At 65.0% G+C, this 15,067-nt stretch carries 14 protein-coding genes; 10 read left to right on the forward strand and 4 right to left on the reverse strand.

The window, feature by feature from the left end:
* The coding region (locus VIG90_RS06125; RefSeq protein ID WP_331592594.1) for a helix-turn-helix transcriptional regulator at positions 1 to 317 on the reverse strand (317 nt) is incomplete at its 3' end.
* Positions 318 to 556: 239 nt separating this feature from the next.
* Here VIG90_RS06125 and aceA point away from each other — a divergent pair.
* Together aceA and rraA are read left to right on the forward strand one after the other, a co-directional pair.
* Positions 557 to 1,846, forward strand: a complete 1,290-nt coding sequence (aceA, locus tag VIG90_RS06130) for an isocitrate lyase (protein ID WP_331592595.1) — start codon at positions 557 to 559, stop codon at positions 1,844 to 1,846.
* Positions 1,847 to 1,970: 124 nt separating this feature from the next.
* Positions 1,971 to 2,450: a ribonuclease E activity regulator RraA gene (rraA, locus tag VIG90_RS06135; protein WP_331592596.1), complete on the forward strand. Its 480-nt coding sequence runs from the start codon at positions 1,971 to 1,973 to the stop codon at positions 2,448 to 2,450.
* 47 nt (positions 2,451 to 2,497) lie between these two features.
* Here rraA and VIG90_RS06140 read toward each other — a convergent pair whose 3' ends face one another.
* Complete coding sequence (locus VIG90_RS06140; RefSeq protein ID WP_331592597.1) at positions 2,498 to 2,953, reverse strand: hypothetical protein; 456 nt, start codon at positions 2,951 to 2,953, stop codon at positions 2,498 to 2,500.
* A gap of 49 nt (positions 2,954 to 3,002) precedes the next feature.
* On the opposite strand from VIG90_RS06140, the gene VIG90_RS06145 reads away from it, so the two are divergent.
* Positions 3,003 to 3,362, forward strand: coding sequence for a Rieske (2Fe-2S) protein (locus tag VIG90_RS06145; RefSeq protein WP_331592598.1), 360 nt, complete (start codon positions 3,003 to 3,005; stop codon positions 3,360 to 3,362).
* Here the strand turns inward: VIG90_RS06145 and VIG90_RS06150 are convergent.
* The gene (locus VIG90_RS06150; protein WP_331592599.1) at positions 3,313 to 4,203 is read right to left on the reverse strand and encodes a DMT family transporter; all 891 of its coding nucleotides are present in this window, start codon (positions 4,201 to 4,203) and stop codon (positions 3,313 to 3,315) included. The two genes, VIG90_RS06145 and VIG90_RS06150, sit on opposite strands and share 50 nt — an antisense overlap.
* A gap of 218 nt (positions 4,204 to 4,421) precedes the next feature.
* Between VIG90_RS06150 and acs the strand changes: the two genes are divergently transcribed.
* The 3 genes from acs (at position 4,422) to VIG90_RS06165 (ending at position 9,401) form a co-directional block, all read left to right on the forward strand.
* Entirely contained in the window at positions 4,422 to 6,365 is a 1,944-nt protein-coding gene (gene acs, locus VIG90_RS06155; RefSeq protein ID WP_331592600.1) for an acetate--CoA ligase, read from the forward strand.
* A gap of 327 nt (positions 6,366 to 6,692) precedes the next feature.
* Positions 6,693 to 7,871 carry a trypsin-like serine protease gene (locus VIG90_RS06160; RefSeq protein ID WP_331592602.1) on the forward strand — a complete coding sequence of 393 codons (1,179 nt, stop codon included), beginning with the start codon at positions 6,693 to 6,695 and terminating at the stop codon, positions 7,869 to 7,871.
* Between the two features lie 318 nt (positions 7,872 to 8,189).
* A complete protein-coding gene (locus VIG90_RS06165) occupies positions 8,190 to 9,401 on the forward strand; it encodes a trypsin-like serine protease (protein WP_331592604.1) in 1,212 nt (403 codons plus the stop codon).
* A gap of 55 nt (positions 9,402 to 9,456) precedes the next feature.
* Here the strand turns inward: VIG90_RS06165 and VIG90_RS06170 are convergent, their stop codons facing one another.
* Positions 9,457 to 9,633, reverse strand: coding sequence for a DUF1674 domain-containing protein (locus VIG90_RS06170; RefSeq protein ID WP_331592605.1), 177 nt, complete (start codon positions 9,631 to 9,633; stop codon positions 9,457 to 9,459).
* A gap of 196 nt (positions 9,634 to 9,829) precedes the next feature.
* Here VIG90_RS06170 and htpX point away from each other — a divergent pair, with 196 nt between their 5' ends.
* The 4 genes from htpX to VIG90_RS06190 all read left to right on the forward strand — a co-directional run bounded on the left by htpX (position 9,830) and on the right by VIG90_RS06190 (position 14,903).
* On the forward strand, positions 9,830 to 10,864 hold the full coding sequence (htpX, locus tag VIG90_RS06175) for a zinc metalloprotease HtpX (RefSeq protein ID WP_331592606.1): 1,035 nt from the start codon (positions 9,830 to 9,832) through the stop codon (positions 10,862 to 10,864).
* Positions 10,865 to 11,140: 276 nt separating this feature from the next.
* The gene (locus VIG90_RS06180; protein ID WP_331592607.1) at positions 11,141 to 12,415 is read left to right on the forward strand and encodes an RsmB/NOP family class I SAM-dependent RNA methyltransferase; all 1,275 of its coding nucleotides are present in this window, start codon (positions 11,141 to 11,143) and stop codon (positions 12,413 to 12,415) included.
* 50 nt (positions 12,416 to 12,465) lie between these two features.
* Positions 12,466 to 13,161, forward strand: coding sequence for a ribulose-phosphate 3-epimerase (gene rpe, locus VIG90_RS06185; RefSeq protein WP_331592608.1), 696 nt, complete (start codon positions 12,466 to 12,468; stop codon positions 13,159 to 13,161).
* A complete protein-coding gene (locus VIG90_RS06190; protein ID WP_331592609.1) occupies positions 13,158 to 14,903 on the forward strand; it encodes a heparinase II/III family protein in 1,746 nt (581 codons plus the stop codon). The genes rpe and VIG90_RS06190 overlap by 4 nt, the downstream gene beginning before the upstream one ends.
* Positions 14,904 to 15,067 lie beyond the last annotated feature (164 nt).

The following is a 15,067-nucleotide window of genomic DNA, read 5'->3' on the forward strand; positions in this document are numbered from 1 at the left end:
ACGAAGTCGCTGACCTCGTTGCGGCTGACCTCCAGGTTGCGGAACAAGCCGTCCGTCAGCACCTCGCCCACGTCCGCCAGCGTGCGGTCGTCCGCATCGCCGGTGAGTTGGCGCAGGTCCAGATTGAACACCTCCGCCAGCCGCAGCAGGAACTGCGCCGTCAGCGGGCGCTGGTTGCGCTCGATGAGGTTCAGGTAGCTGACCGAAACCCCCAGTTCCTCGGCCATGCGGCTTTGGGTGAGACCCAGCTGGGCGCGCACCCGCCGCAGGCGCGGGCCTGCAAAGAGTTTCCGTTCTGTTGAGACAGCCAGAGCCATTTTTACAATCTTTTACAGTTTGACCAATTGCACTCACGCTACAGTGTACATGTGTACACTTTTCGACAACCCGTGAACTTGTATTTCGATACCGACTCCCGCAAACCAAGGCAAGTGCTTGTTTGGTCTACCCCCAGACGCAGCATCGAAAGGCAGGAAGCGCTGTAAAATACGTGGTGCGCCCTGTCCGGCGAAACTTCAGTTTGTAAAATTTTACACATACACAGAAGGGAAGCACAATGACGGCCACCAGCTTTGAGCAACTGATTCCCTCCGCTCCGAAGGGCCGGTTCGAAGGGATCAAGCGCAACTACACCCCCGCCGACGTCGAGCGGCTGCGCGGTTCCGTGCAGATCAAGCACACCATTGCCGAGCGCACCGCGCTCAAGCTGTGGGAGCTGCTGAACACCGAAGATTACATCAATGCGCTGGGCGCTCTTTCCGGCAACCAAGCCATGCAGATGGTGCGCGCCGGGCTGAAGGCCATCTACCTCTCCGGCTGGCAAGTGGCGGCCGACAACAACACTGCCGGCCAGATGTACCCGGACCAGTCGCTCTACCCGGCCAACGCCGCGCCGGAGCTGGTGCGCAAGATCAACAAGACGCTTCAGCGCGCCGACCAGATCGAGCATGCTGAAGGCGGTGCGAAGCGTGACTGGTTCGCCCCGATCGTGGCGGACGCCGAGGCCGGCTTCGGTGGCCCGCTGAACGCGCACGAGATCATGAAGGCATTCATCGAGGCGGGTGCCGCGGGCGTTCACTTCGAGGACCAGCTGGCCTCCGAGAAGAAGTGCGGCCACCTGGGCGGCAAGGTGCTGATCCCGACGCAGGCGCACATCCGCAACCTCAATGCTGCCCGTCTAGCTGCCGACATCTGCGGCGTGCCGACCGTGATCGTTGCCCGCACCGATGCGGAATCGGCCAAGCTCATCACCTCTGACGTGGACGAGCGCGACCGCGAGTTCCTGACCGGCGAGCGCACTCCGGAAGGCTTCTTCCGCCTGAAGGACGGCACCGGCTTGCAGCATTGCATCAAGCGCGGCCTCTCGTTTGCCGAGTACGCCGACCTGCTGTGGTGGGAGACCAGCCACCCGAACCTGGACGAGGCGCGCCAGTTCGCCGAGGCGGTGAGGAAGGAATATCCGAACAAGCTGCTGGCCTACAACTGCTCGCCCTCGTTCAACTGGGAAGCCAACCTCGACAAAGACACCATCGCCAAGTACCAGCGCGAACTGGGCGCGATGGGCTACAAGTTCCAGTTTGTGACGCTGGCGGGCTTCCACAGCCTGAACCACGGCATGTTCGAGCTGGCCCGCGGCTACCGCGACCGCGGCATGGCGGCCTACTCCGAACTGCAGCAGGCCGAGTTCGCCTCCGAGCAGTACGGCTACACCGCCACCCGCCACCAGCGCGAAGTGGGCACCGGCTACTTCGATCAGGTTGCCGTGGCCATCTCAGGCGGCGAGTCCTCGACCACCGCTCTGAAGGAATCGACCGAAACGGCGCAGTTCAAGCCTGCCGCCGAGTAAGGCCTGCAGTCAGGGGGGGGAGAAGGGCCGGTGCGCGCACGTCGCCGCCGGCCCTTTTCTTTGGTTTTCAGCTTTTTGCAGGGGACCTGATCCCGTGCGAAAACAAATCAGAAGGAGTTCGCCCATGCAAAGCCTGCCCACGGTAACGGCGGACCTGTGCGACGCCTTGGGAGACAAGGCGCAGGTTCTGGTGCTTGACTGGCGGGATTATGGTGCGCTGCGCCGCTTCTCAGGTCCGGCGGTGACGGTGGCCACCCGTGATGACAACGGCCTTGTGCGCGCCCAGCTGGAACAGCCGGGCGAGGGGCGGGTGCTGGTGGTCGACAACGGCGGCGCGCGGCGCTGCGCCATGGTGGGCGGGAACCTGGGCGCGCTGGCGGTGAAGAACGGCTGGGCCGGGGTGATCGTTTACGGGCTGGTGCGGGACTCGGCGGAACTGGCGGACCTGTCCGTTGGCATCAAGGCGCTTGGGACCTGCCCGCGCCCTCCGGTCAAGCGCGGCGTCGGCACGCTGAATACGCTGGTGAACATCGAGGGCGTGAGCATACGCCCCGATGACATGATTGTGGCGGACGAAGACGGCGTGGTGGTCGTGGCGGCGTGAACCGCCGCCCCGCGTTCCGCGCCCCGGCCCCAGTCTCAGCCCCAGCCTCAGCCTTCGGCCGGGATGGCGCAGCGCACCAGCGTCTTGCCGCTGCCGGCGGCCGGAATCTGCCGTACGCCGTCCACTTCGGTCTCGGCAGGCACCAGCGTGTTGTCATCCATCGCCAGATACTCTTCCCTGAAGTCCTTCACCTCGGGTTTGCCTCCCGCGTCGAAGTCCTGCGCCTCAAGGCTATACCGTACGACGATCAGCGGCCGGCCCTGATGGCTCTCCTGTTTGATCTTGGCGTTGCCGACCTCGACCACCGCCTTGCCGTACTGGAACACCTGAATGCGCGGGCCGTCGAACACGATGGTGTTCTCGTTGCCGTAACAGTTCATCTGGGTCTCCCACGCCCACGTGCCGTCCAGCTTGTAGTCGATGGACGCGGGCGTGCGCTCGCAACCCGCAAGCGCCAGCAGGGAGACAACCGAAACACCAAGAAACCGCCAATCCGTACGCACAGGGGCAACCTCGCTTGTTAGGCCGTGGAGCGAAGGATACTACTCCGGTATGAACGATCCCATGCCTCATCCTGACGCAAAGGCAAGCCCCGTTGCGCTCGACAAGGATATTCCCGAGGGCCGTGCCCTCGTGGTGACGGATGCGCGCGGCCCGGTGCTGCTGTATCGCTGGCAGGGAAGGGTGCACGCCTTCCGCAATGCCTGCCCGCATGTGGGCACGCCGCTGGACTGGGTGCCGGGGCGGGTGTTCACCCATGACGGGCAGCAGCTCATCTGCGCCACCCACGGCGCGCTGTTCGATCCTGCCACCGGCGCGTGCCTCTATGGCCCTTGCAAGGGGCAGGCGCTGGAGGCCGTGCCTATTCGGCTTGCGGCGGACGGGCAGGTCTGGCTGGAAGCGACTGGCTGACCAGTGCCGCCAGAATGAGAACGGAGCCGAACAGCTCCAGCGGACCCATGATTTCGTTGAACATGGTCCAGCCGATGATGCCTGCAAAGACCGGCTGCATGAGCAGGCCGACGCCGCTGACGGACGGCGGCAGGTGCGCCAGCGCATAGACGATGAGCCCCTGTCCCAGCACCTGGCTGCCGAGCCCGAGCGCGATGAGCGGAAGCCAGCCTTCTGCCGAGGACGGCAGCAGCACGTCGGGCGAGAGCAGCACGATCGGCAGAAGCGCCACGCTGCCCGCAATGGTGCTGCCCGCCAGGACCGCCAGCGAGGGCAGGGCGCCCCGCGCCTTGCCGATGGCGAGCAGGTAGCCCGCATAGAACACGGCGGAGAGCAGACACAGCAGGTCCCCCACCAGATGGCGCATGGACAGCTCGGCGCTGGCTCCGAACAGGCACAGCGCACCGACCACCGCCACCAGCACGACCCCGGCCTGCCGGGGTGTGGGGCGCATGCCAAGAACGACGATGCCCCACGCCATCATGATGAAACCGGCCATGTTGCTGAACAGCGAGGCGTTGGCGAGGGTGGTGCGCACGATGCCGAGGTGCCACGCCAGCAGATCGCCGGCGAAGAACACGCCCGCCAGCGCAACGCCGCCCCACAAGGCGCGGCTGGGCTTGACCGTAATACGCTGGCTGGGAATGAACCGCACCAGCAGCATCAGGGGAATGACCGCCACCGCCAGCCGCCAGAAGGCGGACTGCATGGGGCCGACCGGGGCGAGCCGCACCATCAATGGACCCAGTGCCAGAACTGCGCTGCCCAGCAGCAGAGCAGGATAGGCCAGACGTGCCGCCACTTTCGAAGCCCCCCAAAAGACGCTTGCAACTCATGCCGTGCGGGAACGCTTCTCCGCAACAGTTGATGCACCCCTCATGGCGAGCAGCGAATGGCAGCGCAAGGGCACACATCGTCCCCCCTGCAAATTCGCGCCTGCTGCGGAGGACGGCGCGGCGTTCCGCACTACCTGCACTGTAGCTGACGATTGCTCTGTGTCTTTCCGTAGGGGGAAAGCCGATGAATGAGGCAAACGTGTTTCCGGTGCCGGACTGGGTCGCGGCGCAAACGCGCTGCACGGCAGACCAGTATGAGGAAATGTACCGGCATTCCCTTGAGGATCCGGATGAGTTCTGGGCGGAGCAGGCCCAGATGCTGACCTGGCTGAAACAGCCGACCCGCATCAAGAACACCCGCTTCGAGCCGGATGTCTCGATCAAGTGGTTCGAGGACGGCGTTCTGAACGTAAGCGCCAACTGCATCGACCGGCACCTGCCGCGCAAGGCGCTGGATGTCGCCATCCTGTGGGAGGGGGACAGTCCGGAGGAAGAGCGGAAGATCACCTACCAGCAGCTCTATGATGACGTGTGCCGCATGGCCAACGTCATCCGCGAGTTGGGTGTCAAACGCGGGGACCGGGTGACGATCTACATGCCCATGATCCCCGAGGCCGCCTATGCCATGCTGGCCTGCGCCCGCATCGGCGCAGTTCATTCGGTGGTGTTCGGCGGATTCTCGCCCGACGCGCTGGCCGGGCGCATTCAGGATTGCGACTCTCACCTCGTCATCACGGCGGACGAGGGCCTGCGCGGCGGCAAGACCATCCCGCTGAAGGCCAACGTGGACAAGGCGCTGGAACACTGCCCGCAAGTGAGGAACGTGCTGGTGGTGCGGCGCACCGGCGGCCCCGTTCACTGGAATACGGCGCGGGACCGCTGGTTTCATGAAATGGCCGAAACCGTGCCCGCCGTGTGCGATCCGGAGCCGATGAACGCGGAGGACCCGCTGTTCATCCTCTACACCTCCGGCTCCACCGGCAAGCCGAAGGGCGTGCTCCACACCACGGGCGGTTATCTGCTGTGGGCCGCCATGACCCACCTTTACGTGTTCGACTACCATGAAGGCGAAGTGTTCTGGTGCACGGCGGACGTGGGCTGGGTGACCGGCCACAGCTACGTGGTCTATGGCCCGCTGGCCAATGCGGCCACGACCCTGATGTTCGAAGGCGTGCCCAACTGGCCCGCCTGTGACCGACCGTGGCAGGTGGTGGACAAGCACGGCGTGAACATCTTCTACACCGCGCCCACCGCCATCCGCGCGCTGATGCGGGAGGGGGACGCACCGGTGCGCAAGCACAGCCGCAAGTCTCTGCGGCTGCTCGGCACGGTGGGCGAGCCGATCAATCCCGAGGCGTGGATGTGGTACTTCCGGGTGGTGGGCGAGAGCCGCCTGCCGGTGGTGGACACCTGGTGGCAGACCGAAACTGGCGCGGCGATGATCACCCCGCTGCCGGGGGCGACGGCACTGAAGCCGGGCTCGGCGACCAAACCCTTCTTCGGCGTGAGCCCGGCGCTGCTGGACGGCAACGGCAAGGTTCTGGAAGGCGCGGCGCAGGGCAATCTGGTCATCACCGACAGCTGGCCGGGTCAGATGCGCACGGTTTATGGTGACCACGAGCGCTTCGTGCAGACCTACTTCTCGACCTATCCGGGGGTCTACTTCACGGGCGACGGCTGCCGCCGCGATGAGGACGGCTATTACTGGATCACCGGGCGGGTGGACGATGTGCTGAACGTCTCCGGCCATCGCATGGGCACCGCCGAGATCGAAAGCGCGCTGGTGCTGCACCCGAAGGTGGCGGAGGCGGCGGTTGTCGGCTTCCCGCACGACATCAAGGGGCAGGGCATCTACGCCTATGTGACGCTGACCATCAACTGCAAACCCTCCGACGCGCTGGCCGCCGAACTGAAGGCGCTGGTGCGGGAGGAGATCGGGGCCATTGCCGCGCCTGACCGGCTTCAGTTCGCCCCCGGCCTGCCCAAGACGCGCTCCGGCAAGATCATGCGGCGCATCCTGCGCAAGATTGCGGAAAATGACCTGTCGAACCTTGGGGATACCTCCACCTTGGCCGACCCCGGCGTGGTGGATGCTCTGGTGGCCGGACGACAGGAGCAGTCCGGCTGAACGTCTGAAAGCAATATCACCTGCCTGAAATGCAGTCAAAGACCGTGGCATGATCCGTCATGGCATACTCGAAACAACCCTGAGTATTTTTCTCGTATAGCAACCGTGCACGAAGAGTATTGGTGTTAGTAGATACAAATTGTGACGTAACAAGCGTCGGATATGCTTACAGATGCGTAAAGGTTAATTTTAATTTAACTTTATTTTTAATGCCTTAGAATTTGGCCCGTTTCTTGAATCTCCTGCCTTCAGGGTGCTGCACGACGTAGCACCGACAGGCGGCCTCGTCGGCTGTCCAGACCTTTACGATACGGCAGGGGGTTTTCCATGAAGACGTTTCTTTCTTCCCTTTGCGTTAGCGTGAGTTTGGGTGTTCTGGCTTTTGCAGGAAGCGCTGTTGTTTCCTCGACAGAAGCAAATGCGGGCGCATTGCCGCTTGCTGCGGCCGAGGCCCGGCCGCTGTTGAAAACGACGGGCAACTATCTGGATCCGCGTTACTTCCCGAGCAGCGAGCAGCGCAACGGCACGGTGGTGCTGCGTACGCCGATCAACAACAGCGCCTCGGCCTACTTCTGCTCCGGCACGGTGGTCTCGCCCACCCAGATCATCACTGCCGCTCACTGCGTGGACACCAATGACCCGCGCAGCTCCGACTACGGCTCGACGGGTCATACCAACGTCTATTTCGGCGGCTATGCAGGCACGCCGATCCAGGCCGTCAGCTACGACGTTCATCCGCTCTATTTCGATCCGGTCGTGGGCTCGCCTGCTCAGGGCGCTTTCGCCACCGGCGACCTTGCAATCGTCACGCTGAGCGAGCCGGTGCCGGCAGGCACCAAGATCCACGGCCTTTACGGCGGCGATGCCGTTGGCAAGGTCGCCACGCACATCAGCTATGGCACCACCGGCAACGGTGACGGCACCAACGAGACGTTTAACCTCGATCCGCTGCAGAACGGCCGTATCGGCAAGAACCTGTATGAAACCGACCTTCTGACGGTTTTCGGCGTTGGCCTTGAGGGCGCACACCTGCTCTATGACTTCGACGACGGCACGCCGGAGCGCAACGCCCTGGCATGGTGGATGAGCCCGGCCTACGAGCTGTCTCCAGGCCTGCTCTATGTCGATGTGGACCCGACCCTGTTCCCGGATCTGGGTCTTGGCCTCGATGAAGTGCTGATCGACGGCGGTGACTCCGGCGGCGGCGCATTCATTGACGGCCTGCTGGCGGGCATCCACTCGTTCGGTGTGACACTGTCTTCGATCTACTGCGACGGCATCTACAACGGGCCGTCAAACCCGGAAATCCTGAACCCGGTCGACGTGACCTGCGGCGGCGACTCCTCGTTCGGTGAAATTGCCGGCGATACCAGCGTCGCGTTCTTCTACGACTGGATCATGGCGCGCCTGAATCTGGCTCCGGTTGAGGTTCCGGCCCCGGCCACCCTCGGCCTGTTCGGCTTCGGTGTGCTTGCCCTTGGGCTGGGCCGCCGCCGCCGTTCGTAACGTGGCGTAAAGTCAGGAGATAGCGCAACTCTCAAGCGCCGGTCCGCAGACCTTGCGGACCGGCCTTTTTTTTATGGTGGGCAAGAAAGCGCGCGCCATACAGAAAGATTAAAACCTGAATAAATAAAGACGGATTGCTTCTAGATTTTCGGAATTAAGATATTTTTCCGATTGGTATCGGCTTCGTACCGATAATTATTTCGCCCAGACCAGAAAACCTCAGGCTGGATACCGGCTTTATGGCTGACAGGGAACCGCACCGGCGCGGCCCGGCAGGCGGCTGTGGCCTGTCCAACTTCCAGCCAGCAGAGGATTTCCATGAGAAACGTCCGGTCTGCCTGTTCCGCCAGCCTGAACCTCTGGAGCCTGAGCGTTGCGGCGCTCGGCATTTCAGGCGCAGCCGTGGTTCTGCCACCCGAAGCCGCCGCGGTTCCGCTTTCCGCCGCCAAGGCACGGCAACTGCTGAAAACAGCGGGCGATTATCTGGACCCCCGCTACCTGCCCAGCGCTCAGCAGCGCAACGGCACCGTCGTGCTGCGCACCCCGATCCTGAATTCGGGTCTGGCCTACTTCTGCTCCGGCACGGTGATCTCCCGCACGCACATTGCCACCGCCGCGCACTGCGTGGAGTACCACGATTCCCGCAGCCCGCTCTTCGGGACGACGGACCAGACGGAGGTTTACTTCGGCGGCTATGCCGGGCCTTCTGTGGCGGCCCGCCGCCACGAGATTCACCCGCTCTATTTCGAATTCGACGTGGGCTCGCCCGCACAAGGGGCGTTCGCCACCGGCGATCTTGCCATCGTGACCCTGAGCGAGCCGATCCCGGAGAGCACGCGCATCTACGGGCTCTACAACGATGATCCCTTCGGCCGGACCGCCACGCACATCGGGTACGGCACCACCGGCAACGGCGGCGAGCCGGAGGAGATCTTCGACCTGGACAATCTGGAGAACGGGCGCATCGGCCGGAACCTCTACGAGACCGACCTGGCCAGCCTCATGGGGGTGGGCCTTGAAGGCGCGCACCTGCTCTACGACTTCGATGACGGCACGGCCGCCCGCAACGCCCTGCCGTGGTGGGCCAGCCCCAACGAGACCATCCTGCCGGACGGTTCCATTCTCATCGAGCCGCTGACCGACGCATTTCAGGATCTGGGGCTGGGCCTCGATGAAGTGCTGATCGGCGGCGGTGATTCCGGGGGCGGCGGCTTCATCGACGGACTGCTGGCCGGTGTTCACTCGTTCGGCTTCACCATCGACGACGTGTTCTGCGACGGGATCATCAACCCGAACCCGGATGATCCCTACGACACCAGCGGTGACTGGAATCCGGAGATCGCCAACCCGGCGGATATCGACTGCTTCCTCAACTCCACCTTCGGAGAGGTTGCGGGCGATACCAGTATTCCCTTTTTCTACGACTGGATCACCGAGCGCCTGAACTGGCATCAGGTGCCCACACCGGCCACCTTTGCCCTGTTCGGCTTCGGCGTGCTCGCTCTCAGGCTGGGCCGCCGCCGTTCGTGAGACGGCGCACCGTCAGGCACCGGTCCGCAAGCCGCGCGGACCGGTTCTGCCCGGATCAGAAGTCAGAGCAGATGCCGCCCTTCTCCCAGTCTCCATAGCGGGTCGGCTCGGGACCCTTGCGGCCGCCAATCTCTTTGGCAATCTCTTTTGGCGTCTCCTTCGGCGTTTCCGCCTCGCCCGTCCCGGCGGGCTTAACGTCTTCGGTCTGCTGTTCGGTCTGCTTCTCGGTCATGGCACCCTCTCATACTCTGGCCGCCCCTTTACCACGTGCGCCCAATCCTCCAAACACCGCAGGCGGGCAAAGAGACGCGCCTTCTCGCCTAATCGGTCCCGCAACGGGCCAAAGCCATGCGCCTTCCTCTTGAACCGTTTCCCCGGCTACGCCACATCTGAAAGCGAAAAAGAGTGACGAGTTTGGGCGGAGCACGATGAACTACTTCAAGACCGGATTGCTGCTGGCGGCCATGACGGCCTTGTTCATGGCCGTGGGCTTCATGATCGGCGGCGGGCAGGGCGCGCTGATCGCCTTCCTGTTCGCGGCGGGCACGAACGTGTTCACCTACTGGAACGCCGACAAGCTGGTGCTGAAGATGCATGGCGCGCGGCCGGTGGACGAGCGCTCAGCGCCCGAGTTCTACGGCCTTGTACGCGAACTGGCGCAGCGGGCCAACATGCCCATGCCCAAGGTCTACATCATGGAGACCGAGCAGCCCAACGCCTTCGCCACCGGCCGCAACCCGGAAAACGCGGCGGTTGCCGCCACCACCGGCATCATGCGCATGCTCTCCCGCGAGGAGCTGGCGGGCGTGATGGCGCACGAGCTGGCGCACATCAAGAACCGCGACACGCTCATCATGACCATCACCGCCACCATTGCGGGCGCCATCTCCATGCTGGCGAACTTCGCCTTCCTGTTCGGCGGCGCGCGCGACGGCGAGGACCGCCCCAACCCCATCGCCATGATTGCCCTAATGATCCTTGCCCCGCTGGCGGCCATGCTGGTGCAGATGGCCATTTCCCGCACCCGCGAATATGCCGCCGACAAGCTGGGCGCTGAAATCTCCGGCATGCCGTGGGCGCTGGCCTCTGCCCTGAACAAGATCCAGCACGGCGCGACCCGCATTCCGAACCAGCGCGCGGAAGCCAATCCGGCGACCGCCCACATGTTCATCATCAACCCCCTGACCAAGAAGGGGATGGACAACCTGTTCTCCACCCACCCCAACACGGCCAACCGCATTGCCGCGCTGCAGGCCATGGGCGGCACCATGGGCGAGCGCGCCTCGTGGATGGCGGCTGCCGAGCGGCACGAGACCCAGCAAGCCGCGAACCGCCCCTCCTTCAGCCAGCCCGCCGCTGGCCAGCCCGTCTCTGGTCAGCCTTCCGCAGGCGGTGCGCGCCGCTCCGCCCTCGACCCGCTGGGCGGGACCAGCCGCCCGCAGCAGCGCGGTCCGTGGAGCTGAGTGCGAGCGAGAAGATGTGATTTTTCGTGGGGGACTTGTCCCCGACACCCCATTCGTTTTGGGCCGTGCGTGGGAAAAGGGCACGTCCCAATAGATTTTGATTTGAATGGGCCGCACCCTTTCCTCCAGTCTGCATGGGAAACACGGCCCGTAGAAAAGAACGGGGTGCAGGGGACAAGTCCCCTGCAAATCCAAAAAGCATAATTCGCCCGCTGCATGGCTGATTTGCCTGAAAACCGGCTTACGACTTCAGAACCAATGCGCTAAAGGCCCCAAATGACTGACACCATTCCCGGCCTTTCCGCCCGCAAGGGCGCGTTCCGACTGCTTTCGTCCGTGCTGTGGCAGCACCGTCCGCTCGACATGGGGCTGGACCGTGCGCTTCAGGGTCTGGAGGGTCCGGATCGTGCGCTCGCCCGCGCCATTGCGAGCCAGACGCTGCGCTGGATGGTGGACTTCGACCTCGAGATTGACGCCTGCACCCGCAAGCCGCTGCCGCAGGACGCCCGCGCCCGCCTGGTGCTGCGCATGGCGCTGGCGCAGCTTTGGGTGCTGAAGACCCCGGCTCACGCCGTGGTTTCCACGTCCCTGCCGCTGGTGGAGGCCGGCCCGCGCCGTCTGGTGCACGGCGTGCTGGGCCGCCTGAGCCGCGAAGACCATGTGCTGCCGAGCGTTCCGCTGCTGCCCGAGCCCTATGCGACGCGCTGGCAGGAGACCTATGGCGTCGAGATGGCGGACGCCATTGCCCGCGCCACCGTGACCGAAGCGCCGCTGGATATCGTATTCCGCAGCAGCGAGGACGAGGCGCAGTGGGCCCCGGAGATGGGCGGCGAGACGGTGGTGCCGGGTTCGGTGCGCCTGCAGGACTGGCAGCATGTGGAAGAGCTTCCGGGCTACGACGCGGGCGCATGGTGGGTGCAGGACGTGGCCGCCCAGCTGCCCGCCCGACTGCTGAACGTGAAGCCCGGCGAGCGGGTGGCAGACCTGTGCGCCGCGCCGGGTGGCAAGACGCTGCAACTGGCGGCCGCGGGGGCCGAGGTGACGGCGGTTGACGTCTCCGAGGCGCGCCTGCGCCGGGTAGCGGAGAACCTCGAGCGCACCGGCCTGAAGGCGGAGACCGTGGCGCGGGATGCGCGCAAGTGGAAGGCGCCCGAGCCGCTCGATGCCGTTGTGCTCGATGCGCCGTGCTCGGCCACCGGCACGATCCGCCGGCACCCGGATGTGCTGCACCTGAAGGCGGTGCGGAACCTGAAGCCGCTGCTGGAGCTTCAGCGCGAACTCATCGACCACGCGCTCAAACAGCTGAAGCCGGGCGGGCGGATGATCTATGCCGTCTGCTCGCTGGAGCCGGAAGAGGGTGAGCGCCAGATCGAGGCCCTGCTGGAGCGCAACCCGAATGTGGTTCTCGACCCCATCAGCCCCGAGGAGACCGGCAGCCTTGAAGCCCTGTATGATCCCAAGGGCTGGCTGCGCACCGTGCCGGGCCACCTCGTGGAGAAGGGGGGGCTGGACGGTTTCTTCATTGCCCGCCTCATCCGTCAGACCAGCTAAAGACTTCCATTAATTGCCCCTTCACGCTCAACCTGCTAAGAGCCGATCTCATGCCACAGCAACCCGTTCGCATTGCCCCGTCGATCCTGTCCGCCGACTTCGCCAAACTGGGTGAGGAGGTTCGTGCCATCGACGCCGCGGGTGCCGACTACATTCACATCGACGTGATGGATGGCCACTTCGTGCCGAACATCACCATCGGCCCGAGCGTGGTGAAGGCCCTGCGCCCGCACACTGACAAGCCGTTCGACGTGCACCTGATGATCGCGCCGGTCGATCCGTACATCGAGGCCTTTGCCGAGGCGGGCGCGGATATCATCACCGTGCACCCGGAATCGGGCCCGCACCTGCACCGCACCGTCCAGAAGATCAAATGCCTGGGCAAGAAGGCGGGCGTGTCGCTGAACCCGGCGACCCCGATCGAGGTGCTGGACTACATTCTGCCTGACCTCGACCTCGTGCTGGTCATGTCGGTCAACCCCGGCTTCGGCGGCCAGTCGTTCATCGAGAGCCAGCTGGAGAAGATCGCCAAGATCCGCAAGCGCATCGACTTGCTCGGCAAGCAAATCGATCTGGAGGTGGACGGCGGCATCACGACGGGTACGATCGGCGACGCGGTTGCGGCCGGTGCCGACGTGCTGGTGGCCGGAACCGCCACCTTCAAGGGCGGGCCGGACATGTACGCAGCCAACATTCAGGCGCTGAAGGATCTGGGCCTCAAGGCGACAGGCGGGAGCAAGGCGTGAGCGACAAGGCAGACAAGGCCTCCTCCGGTTCTCCGGCGCACCGGCTGGTGCGCTACGGCGAGGATCGCGGCCTGTCCCTGACCGAGAAGATCGGCCACCGTCTGCGCCGTCTGCAATATCGCTCGTTCCTGCACGGTCTGCGCCTGCGCGGCCGTTTCCCGCTCAAGCTGCTGGCCGCCCCGCCCGACCTGTGGTCAGGCGATGCGAGCGTGGGCCGCGCCCTCGTCGAAGGGCGGCTGGACTACATGGGCATCTCCATCACCACCCACGGCCTGCGCTTCTCGGCGGTTCATGCCCCGCCGGCGTGGTTGGAGTGGCTGCACAGCTTCCGCTGGCTGCGCGACCTGGCCGAGGCCGAGAAGGACTATAAGCGCGGCGCGGCCATCGTCGAGCCGCTGGTGCAGCGCTGGCTGAACGAATACTCCAAGTTCGACGAACTGGCCTGGCGCGCGGACGTGCTGGGCGAGCGGCTGATGCAGTGGATGACCCACGCGCCGTACATCCTTTCGTCGGAAGATCACGTTTATCGCTCCTCCGTCCTCAACGCGCTGGCGCGGCAGGGCCGCCATCTGGTGCAGACGGCGGAGAAGACGCCCGAAGGCATCGCCCGCATCAAGGCGACCGCCGGGCTGATGATCAACGGCCTCCTGCTGCCGGGCGGCGAGAGCCGCGCCCACAAGGGGGCGCAGGCGCTGGAGCGGGCGCTGGACCTGTTCATTCTGGCGGACGGCGGCGTTGCCTCCCGCTGCCCGGAGGAACAGCTTGCCATCCTGAAGCTGCTGCTCACCGTTCGCTCGGTGGTGCAGGAGCGCAAGGCCGAGGAACCGGCGGGCCTGACCCGCGCCATCGACCGGCTGGTGCCCGCGCTGCGCGGCGTGATGCTGGGCGACAACCACCTCTCCGCCGTGCACGGCGGCGGCCTCACCGACAAGCATGTGCTGGAGCAGGCGCTCAAGCTCTCCGGCGTTTCGGCCAAGCCGCTGAAGAACGGCATCTACAGCGGCTTCCAGCGTCTGGAAGGCGGCCGCAGCGTGGTGGTGCTGGACGCGGGCCCGCCGCCGCCGGGCCGGGTGAGCCAGACCGCCCACGCGGGCACGCTGGCGTTCGAGTTTTCCGACGGGCTGAACCGCGTCGTCGTCAACTGCGGCGGCGGCCGGGGCACGGCGCTGGCGCTCATTCCCGACCTGCAGCAGGTGCTGCGCGCCTCTGCCGCCCACTCCACACTGATCATCGATGACACCAACTCCACCCGCATCCGCGATGACGGCACGCTCGGCAAAGGCGTGAGCGAAGTCACCGCCGTGCGGCAGGAGAGCGAGGAAGGCGTGCTGGTGGATGCCGTGCACGACGGCTACGTGCGCCGCTTCGGCTTCCAGCACCGCCGCCGCCTCTATCTGGCAGGCGACGGCATGGATTTCCGCGGCGAGGACCGTCTGGTCAGCGCCAAGCGCCGCGGCATCAACCTGCGCAGCGCGCAGGACGTGCCGTTCGATATCCGCTTCCATCTGGGGCCGGGCATCGAGGCGACCCCGACCGCCGACAAGCAGGGCGCGCTGATCAAGCTGCCCGGCGGCACCGTCTGGCAGTTCAAGGCACGCGGCGCGGCGCTGAGCATTGCGCCCTCCCTCTGGATTGATGCAGAAGGACGCCGTCGCAAGACCGAACAGCTTGTGCTGAGCGGTGAGGCCCCCGCGCAGGGCGCGGTGGTCAACTGGTCGTTCAAGCGTTCTGCCAAGCAATAGGCTGCCAGGCAGTCATCCAAACCGAATTCATTCGTTATAGCGTTCTAGAGAAAACCCGGAGAACAAGTCATGGCCGAACCGCTGGTGCGCGTCACCCGCGCCCTTCTTTCCGTTTCCGACAAGTCGGGACTGGTGCCCTTCGCGCAGGCGCTGGCCGCGCGCGG

The sequence above is a fragment of the Pedomonas sp. genome (assembly GCF_036515995.1).
Lineage (GTDB): Bacteria > Pseudomonadota > Alphaproteobacteria > Sphingomonadales > Sphingomonadaceae > Pedomonas.

Excerpts from the sequence above, each read along its gene's own strand:
- aceA (WP_331592595.1), top strand. The coding sequence starts at position 557 with ATGACGGCCACCAGCTTTGAGCAACTGATTCCCTCCGCTCCGAAGGGC.
- rraA (WP_331592596.1), top strand. The coding sequence starts at position 1,971 with ATGCAAAGCCTGCCCACGGTAACGGCGGACCTGTGCGACGCCTTGGGA.
- VIG90_RS06145 (WP_331592598.1), top strand. The coding sequence starts at position 3,003 with ATGAACGATCCCATGCCTCATCCTGACGCAAAGGCAAGCCCCGTTGCG.
- acs (WP_331592600.1), top strand. The coding sequence starts at position 4,422 with ATGAATGAGGCAAACGTGTTTCCGGTGCCGGACTGGGTCGCGGCGCAA.
- VIG90_RS06160 (WP_331592602.1), top strand. The coding sequence starts at position 6,693 with ATGAAGACGTTTCTTTCTTCCCTTTGCGTTAGCGTGAGTTTGGGTGTT.
- VIG90_RS06165 (WP_331592604.1), top strand. The coding sequence starts at position 8,190 with ATGAGAAACGTCCGGTCTGCCTGTTCCGCCAGCCTGAACCTCTGGAGC.
- VIG90_RS06170 (WP_331592605.1), bottom strand. The coding sequence starts at position 9,633 with ATGACCGAGAAGCAGACCGAACAGCAGACCGAAGACGTTAAGCCCGCC.
- htpX (WP_331592606.1), top strand. The coding sequence starts at position 9,830 with ATGAACTACTTCAAGACCGGATTGCTGCTGGCGGCCATGACGGCCTTG.
- VIG90_RS06180 (WP_331592607.1), top strand. The coding sequence starts at position 11,141 with ATGACTGACACCATTCCCGGCCTTTCCGCCCGCAAGGGCGCGTTCCGA.
- rpe (WP_331592608.1), top strand. The coding sequence starts at position 12,466 with ATGCCACAGCAACCCGTTCGCATTGCCCCGTCGATCCTGTCCGCCGAC.